Origin of the sequence: Fulvivirga aurantia (assembly GCF_009711475.1) — a bacterium.
In the GTDB taxonomy this organism is placed as follows: domain Bacteria; phylum Bacteroidota; class Bacteroidia; order Cytophagales; family Cyclobacteriaceae; genus Fulvivirga; species Fulvivirga aurantia.
On record NZ_SMMD01000743.1, the window covers coordinates 1 to 7005 of the forward strand.

Sequence of the window (7005 nt, forward strand, 5' to 3'; positions counted from 1 at the left end):
CATTAGAAGGCATATTTAAAGTAAGCCTTCAGGAATTATGAAAAATAATGTACGCATACTTGTTATTGAAGATTCTGTAGACGATTACGAGTTACTGGTAAGACAAGTAAAGAAGGGCTGGAATGACGTGGAGACGAAGCGTATAGAAACACCTGAAGAACTGGAAACTTGCTTGTGCGAAGATTGGGACGCTGTTATAAGCGACAATACACTTCCTCGTTTCAGTGCTATTACCGCACTTGAGCAATTGAGAAAGAAAGATCAAAGCCTGCCATTTATCATCGTATCTGGTACTATTGGAGAAGAGGTGGCTGTTGAGGCCATGAAATCCGGTGCCAATGATTATATTCTTAAAAGCGATACACATCGACTCCTTCCTGCTTTACAACGCGAGCTCAAAGAGCACCAAAGAAGAAAGGAACAAATAAAAACACAAAAAGAGCTGCAGGAGAGCCAAAAAAGGTATCAATTGCTAGCCAACAACATTCAGGATCTTGTAGTTATACACGAGCCCGACTCTACTTATATTTGGGTAAGTCCTTCCGTAGAAAGAATCCTTGGTTATACTCCCGAAGAGCTTATCGGCAAACTTCATTTTGACAATATACATCCAGATGATTTTGACCCGGAAACATATGAAAATCCTTTTGATAATGCTGAAGACTCTTATCTAAAATTCAATTATAGGCTAAGGCGCAAAGATGGTACTTATACGCATGTAGAAACTTTACTTCAACCGATTTACGAAAACGGTACTCTTACGCAAATAGTAAGTGCCTCTCGTGATGTTACTGAGCAAAAGCTTGCCTATAACCTCCTCGCAGAAAGTGAAGAAAGATATTATAGTGTCATAGACAACATTGCCGAAGGTGTAGTCCTTTTTAATAGTGAAGGCAATATTCTCACTTACAACCCAAGTGCCGCAAGATTTATGGATGCTCTGGGTTTTAATTTTACCGACTTTAAATCAATGGCCAGAGGTGATTATAATATTTTAGCCTCCGATCATACAATCTTGCCGGTATACAAGTTTCCCTCTATCAAAACATTGCGTACAGGTGAGTCGTGCACAGAGTTTGTTATTGGTTTACAATCTAAGTTAAATGAAAGCATAACATGGGTTTCTGTTAACTCGGTGGCCTACGAAGAGCCAAATGGCAAAAGAGGCGTGGTGCTCTCCTTTTCCGACATTACAAAACAAAAAATATCTGAAGAGCGCATCACCAATGCCGCTACAGAGCTGAAGACCCTAATTGACACAGCCAACGCACCCATTTTCGGTATCGATTGGCACGGTCGCATCAACGAGTGGAATCAGGTTTGTGCAAAAATCACGGGATTTGAAAAGAAAGAAGTACTTGGTAAAATTCTGATCAACGAATTTATTTTAGACGGCTATAAAGTGGCTGTTACAGACCTACTCAAGAGTGCTCTTAGAGGTAAAAATGTAACTAACTATGAGTTGCCAATTTACACACGTAACGGTCAGGTGGTGACCATGCTTTTTAACGCTACACCACGCAGAGACGTAAAAGGTAAAGTAATTGGTGTGCTAGGAGTTGGCCAGGATATCACGGAGCTTATTCAATATAGAGATAAACTGGAGCAAAGAGTGGCCGAGCGTACCGAAAAGCTCAATGAGGCGCTTACTAAAGAAAAAGAACTCGTGGCTATGAAATCTAAATTTGTGAGTATGGCTTCTCATGAATTCAGAACGCCACTTTCTACTATCTCATTTGCCGCTGATTTTCTTAGCCGTTATAACCATAAGATCAGCGCTGGTGAGCGTGAAAAGAAACTCGGTAAGATAGACGAAATGGTGAAGCACATGACAACTTTGCTCGATGATGTACTTGTAATGGGTAAAAGTGAGGCCGGGAAAATCAATATGAACCCGGTAAACGTGCATATTAGCAGTTTTATTAAGAAATTAGTAGAAGAGGTTGAGCACAGCACAAAAGGCACTCATAAAATTATGACATCTATCGCCACCGAAGTGTCGGAAATAATGGTAGATGAAAAACTTTTAAGAAATATACTAATCAACCTATTATCAAATGCCATCAAATTCTCTCCAAATCATAACAAAGTGTTACTAGATGTTATTTACAAAAAGGGAGAGCTTGATCTCATCGTAAAAGATTGGGGAATGGGCATTTCTGAAGAGGACCAGGATAAAGTCTTTGAGGCTTTCCACAGAACTAATAATGTGGGAGCGATACAGGGCACCGGCTTAGGTCTCGCCATTGTAAAAAAAGCCGTTGATATACACAACGGTACAATTAAAATGGAAAGTGAGTTGGAAAAAGGAACAACATTTAGAATTAACATACCCACAACTGCATGAAAATCCTTCTTATAGATGACACACTGTCCTTATTAGATGAAATTAAGGACATTTTACTGATGGAAGGGTATGAAGTAATAACCGCTACCAACGGGTTTGATGGCCTTGGCCAGGTAAGCAGTAAAAAACCAGATGTTATCATCACCGATCTTGTGATGCCCGAGATGAATGGGTATAAATTGATTGAAAAAATAAAAAGTATTGATAAATTTAGATCAATTCCTATTATTGTACTTTCGGCACAAGCAGCAAAAGAGGATAAGGATCAGGCGTTTGCCTTAAAAGCAGACAAATATCTTACAAAACCCTGCCCAGCTACTGTGTTGATAGATGCAATTGAAGAAATAAGATCAAAATGAGCAAAATACGTGTCTTGTTGGTAGACGATCATCAGCTGCTTCGCGATGGCCTCGCAGCTATGCTAAGTAATATTGAGCACATCACTGTTGTAGGTTCTGCCGGGAGCGGAGAAGAAGCCGTGAACATGGCACAAGAAAAAGTACCCGATGTCATCTTGATGGACATCATGATGGGTGGCATGACAGGCATTGAAGCTACTCGATGGATCAAGGAGCAAAACGCGAATATTAAAGTCATAATCATCTCTCAGGAAGTAAACCAGGGACTGATAGGCGAAGGCATTAAGTCTGGAATAGAAGGTTATTTACCTAAAGATGTTGACAAGACCACACTGGTAAATGCCATTAATAAAGTAAATGCCGGAGAGAAATTCTTCTCAGAATCAATTACAAAAATCATATTTGACTCATACTACCAGCAGGAAACTGGTGAACAAAAATCTAAGGCCAAAAACAAAGACCTTACCAAGCGTGAAATGGAAGTGCTAAAAGAAGTGGCCACAGGTAAAACCAACCAGGAAGTGGCTGATACGCTCTTTATAAGCATAAAGACAGTAGAAACTCACAAGTCGCACATCCTCGATAAACTTGGGCTGAAAAACACAGCAGAGTTGGTAAAGTATGCCATCAAAAACGAGATCATCGAGCTCTAAATCTTAAACTTTTACCCTTACATGTAAGGGTTTACCCCTAGCCTACTTTTCCACCTGGCAATTAGTATTCTTTCACGTTGCCGCCATAAGAGTTCAATATGGGCTCAGAAGCCTCATAAATCCTCATTTTTTAGGTGATAGCACTGATTTTCGCTATTCAGCAATTCCCCTTACAAATTTCAAACACGCTATTGTGATATTTGAAATTGTAGAAAAACACTAAAAATGATGGAAGCGACCCACAGCGAAACCCAGTACGCGGTAAACGAACTCTCAGAAATAAACGAAGTATTAGACAGATTTGTCTACAGCTGCTCACACGACTTAAAAGGACCTTTGGTATCGATTAAAGGCCTGCTCAGATTAGCTGAGATGTCTACGCAAAAAGAAGCTACAGATGAGTGCCTTACACTTATCAATGAAAGTGTAGCGCGCATGGACAAATTTTTAAAATCTCTGGAGTCATATGTTGGCAATGCACGTGGGCCAGTGCTAAGAAATGATGTAGATTTTAACACGATTATACAAGGCATACTTGCCAGAAATCGATCAAAAATTAAAGAAAACAAAGTAAAGGTAAACCTACGGGTAAGACAGCCAAAGATTTTCAAATCTGACACAGTACGTATAGATCTTATCTTAACGCATATTATCGAAAATGCCATTTTCTTTCAGGATACTGATAAAGCTGAGCGGTTTGTAGATATCGAGGTGATTGTAAACCAGGAACAGGTAAAGATTGAGGTTTGCGACAACGGTGAAGGTATCACTAAAGAAAATATGGATAAAATATTTAGGATGTTTTTCCGCGCATCGGAGGCTTCTAAAGGCTCTGGAATGGGCTTATACCTGACTCAGGAAACTATAAAAAAACTATCGGGCACAATCAATGTAGTGTCTTCTAAGGGTGTGGGCTCAAACTTTGTTGTTACGATCCCCAACCTTGACTAGTAAAAAGCATCTTCGAAATGTAAGATGCTAACCTGTCCCTTTTGAGTTGAGATGGCGACTACATCAAAACGTATGTTGCCTTCCCAACCCTCTTCAAAAATGTACTGATCAGCTGCTTCTACTACCCTTGCTGCTTTTTTTGCATCAACAGATTCTTCCGGGTTGCCAAATCTAAGGTTAGATTTTGCCTTTACTTCTACAAATACAATTACTGCATCTTTTTCGGCTATTATATCTATTTCATTTCTTCCGGCTCGATAATTCCGCCCTCTTATAATGTAGCCCTTACCCTCTAGAAATTCACAAGCCTGATCCTCACCTCGCTTACCAATTGCTGTACTCATCTAAAACTTCGATTTCCTCATTTTAAACATAATTCAGGGTAATTTATAAAAAATCTGTTTCATTCATCGGGCAGCTTATACCGCTCACCGAATAAATTTCCACTTGGCCATTGGTATAGCTAAAATTGAATTAACCAAAAGTTACTCCCGATGAAAGCAGCTTTTCTTTATATTTTTTTAGCCCTAATTACAGTGACATCTTATGCTGAAGAATCTTTGGCCATAATCCCTGTAGAGCAAACGGCTATTACTACCTGCTCAATAGAGAGCCTGCCTGTGCTAGAGTCATCAGCAACTTCATCAGGTTTTTTTAGTAATATATTAGATACCAGCTTATGGCCTGCCCGGTGGTACTGTGGCGTCTGGACTGATTTTCATGGTTGGATGTACATTTCTTCTGACCTCATGATCTGGGCTGCTTATTTTCTTATCCCTCTCATCTTAGGGTACTTTTTGTACAAAAGAAGAAAAGAGGTTCCGTTTCACAGCATATTATTTTTATTCATCGCCTTTATTCTTGCTTGCGGCATCACCCACCTGGTTGATGCAGCAATATTTTGGTGGCCAGCCTACAAACTAAGTGCAGTGGTAAGAATGGGTACCGCTCTAATCTCATGGGGTACTGTGTTCGCTCTGGTAAAAGTTACCCCAAAGCTTATGGACTTTAAAAGCCCTGCCACTTTAGAAAAAATAGTGGCAGAAAAGACTGCAGAACTTCAAGCATTAAATCAAAAACTTCACAAAGAAATAGAAGAAAAAAATCTAGCGCAACAAAAGCTTAAACAGCTAAATGATGAACTTGAAGAGGTCGTAGAAAAGCGAACAGATTCTCTTATAAAAGCTAAAAACAAATTAGAGTATTTAAATAGCCTATTTAAAGCTGTGCAGGAAGCTGCCAACATTGGTGTGTGGGAAGTTGACCTGGAGAAGGATGATATATACTGGTCTGACAAGGTATATGATATACATGAAGTGCCAAGAGGCTCAGATATTAACCTTGAAAGTGCTATAGACTTTTACCATGACGACTACAAGTCAGAAATTGCCGAGGCAGTAGAAACAGCCATAAACGAAGGCAAAAGCTGGGACAAAAAGTTAAAGTTAATCACTGCATCAAAACGTGAGATATGGGTTCATGCCATTGGCATACCATTCGTTCACGAAGGTAAAACGGTAAAACTAAGAGGCCTTTTTCAGGATATCGATAAGTCAGAAAAAGACCAGCATTTGATCAGAGAAAATGAAAGCAACCTTTTTGCAATCATTGAAAACACAGAAAGCCCCATATGGTCTATCAATAATAAGTATGAGCTCACAGTATTTAATACTGCATTTGAGAGCATCATAGAAAATAAATATAGAGACAAGCCCCAAATAGGAGACATGATACTTGACGATGGTAATCCAGAAGAGTTAAACGCCTATTGGAAAGAAAAGTATGACAAGGTGCTCTCCTCAAAGGAAAAATTGATTTGGTTAGAAGAAGACCAATCTGCAGGTACATTCACAGAAGTTTCACTTAGCCCAATTTTAGACGAAAACGAAGGTGTTATAGGTATTTCGGGCTTAGCACGTGACATAACGGTGGCGAAGAAACAGGAAGAAATGATGATTGAAATCAACCAGTCGCTAGAGGCTAAGGTTGAAGAGCGCACAAAAGAATTGAGTGAAAACAACATCAAGCTTGCTTCCATCAATAAAGAACTGGAGTCATTTAGCTATTCTGTATCGCATGACCTGAGGTCTCCACTAAGAGGAATTTACGGATTCACGAATGCCATTAAAGAAGACTATGAGCACCTTTTAGACGAAGACGGCAAGGATTACCTCGACCGAGTGCTTAAAGGAGTATCAAGAATGGGGGCACTCATCGATGATTTGCTGACTTTATCTAGGGTATCCAGAAAGCCGGTAGACAAAAAAGAACTCGACCTGTCGCAACTTGTAAAGGAAACCTTCGACCTGCTTGAAAAAGGTAATACGACAATAAACATCGAAAAAGGAGTGAAAGCATATGGAGATATAAATCTTCTAGGAAATGCATTGCAGAACCTGTTAGAAAACGGGATCAAATACAGCTCAAAGATTGCAAACCCACACATTGAGTTTGGCACTAAAACCGAAGATGGTAAAACCATTTACTATATATCAGATAATGGTGCAGGTTTTGACATGAGATATGTCGATAAACTTTTTGGCCCATTTCAGAGACTGCATAGCAACGAAGACTTTAAAGGCAATGGTATCGGTCTGGCTACGGTAAAGAGAATCATTCTAAAACATGGGGGTGAGGTCTGGGCAGAGTCTGTTGAAAGCAAAGGGAGCACATTTTATTTTACCCTCGGGTAAAG

Annotated in this window: 6 protein-coding genes; 5 read left to right on the forward strand and 1 reads right to left on the reverse strand. The window is 39.6% G+C overall.

Going from position 1 to position 7005, the window contains the following annotated elements; all coding sequences use genetic code 11:
- The first annotated feature begins 37 nt into the window (after positions 1–37).
- From E1176_RS08810 to E1176_RS08825, 4 genes are all read left to right on the forward strand, one after another.
- Complete coding sequence (locus E1176_RS08810; RefSeq protein WP_155210242.1) at positions 38–2347, forward strand: hybrid sensor histidine kinase/response regulator; 2310 nt, start codon at positions 38–40, stop codon at positions 2345–2347.
- Complete coding sequence (locus E1176_RS08815; protein WP_155210243.1) at positions 2344–2706, forward strand: response regulator; 363 nt, start codon at positions 2344–2346, stop codon at positions 2704–2706. The genes E1176_RS08810 and E1176_RS08815 overlap by 4 nt, the downstream gene beginning before the upstream one ends.
- Positions 2703–3359, forward strand: coding sequence for a response regulator transcription factor (locus tag E1176_RS08820; RefSeq protein WP_155210244.1), 657 nt, complete (start codon positions 2703–2705; stop codon positions 3357–3359). Before E1176_RS08815 ends, E1176_RS08820 begins: the two co-directional genes overlap by 4 nt.
- Before the next feature lie 225 nt (positions 3360–3584).
- Entirely contained in the window at positions 3585–4310 is a 726-nt protein-coding gene (locus E1176_RS08825; RefSeq protein WP_155210245.1) for a sensor histidine kinase, read from the forward strand.
- On the opposite strand, the gene E1176_RS08830 is transcribed toward E1176_RS08825, so the two are convergent.
- Positions 4307–4654 (reverse strand): YraN family protein, encoded by a 348-nt coding sequence (locus E1176_RS08830; protein WP_155210246.1) that lies wholly within the window; start codon positions 4652–4654, stop codon positions 4307–4309. The genes E1176_RS08825 and E1176_RS08830 overlap by 4 nt on opposite strands.
- Positions 4655–4804: 150 nt before the next feature.
- Here E1176_RS08830 and E1176_RS08835 point away from each other — a divergent pair, with 150 nt between their 5' ends.
- Positions 4805–7003, forward strand: a complete 2199-nt coding sequence (locus E1176_RS08835; RefSeq protein ID WP_155210247.1) for an ATP-binding protein — start codon at positions 4805–4807, stop codon at positions 7001–7003.
- Positions 7004–7005 lie beyond the last annotated feature (2 nt).